Raw genomic sequence first — 590 nt, 5'->3', positions numbered from 1 at the left:
GTGTGCCCTGCTGGTACTCGATGCCTTCCAGCGGCCGGCCCGCCGACAGGGCGTGCGTGTCGAAGGCGACACGCTCGACGTGGACGGCGCGCACGGGAGCCCACCGCCGCAACCGGGCCGTCCACGACATGGTGGTGTCCACGCGGTGCCGCAGCGACGGCGCGAGCCAGCCCTCGGGCCTGGCGCGGTTGCGGAATCGAGGAGCACGGTAGCGCAGGTTCCGCGACCTCCTGCCACGCCGGTAGCTCGAACGGGCGGTGAGCTTGTCACGGATCGCCGCGCCCCGATGGTCGAGTTGAATACTGTACTTCCCGGCACGACTGCCGCCGCGTTCGGTGAAGACGGCGATGCCGGTGTGCCTGGAGCCGGGGTCGAGACCGACCTCGACGCCGCCAACGGTGGAGCCGGCCACGGTGCGGTCGATCAGGCGGATGACGAACGGGGTGTGCCGGACCACCACCGCCCGGCCCGCTTTGAGGAGTTTCCGGGCCCTGCCGGGCCGGCACGGCTGCAACGGTTTCCCGCCGCGATCGAGCACGAAGACATGCAGGTCTGTAAGGACCTTTCCGCCCTTGTCGGACTGCTCCGAG

The 590-nt window shown here is 70.5% G+C and carries 1 protein-coding gene; it reads right to left on the bottom strand.

Annotated elements, in window-relative coordinates:
- Window positions 1-590 (bottom strand): RNA-guided endonuclease IscB (gene iscB, locus ACFOY2_RS54785; RefSeq protein ID WP_379536121.1); only part of this gene is annotated, 590 nt, incomplete at both ends.

Source organism: Nonomuraea purpurea, assembly GCF_042650645.1.
GTDB classification, from domain to species: Bacteria; Actinomycetota; Actinomycetes; order Streptosporangiales; family Streptosporangiaceae; genus Nonomuraea; species Nonomuraea purpurea.
The sequence above is the reverse complement of the archived record's forward strand: the minus strand, read 5'-3'. Positions and strand labels throughout refer to the sequence as shown.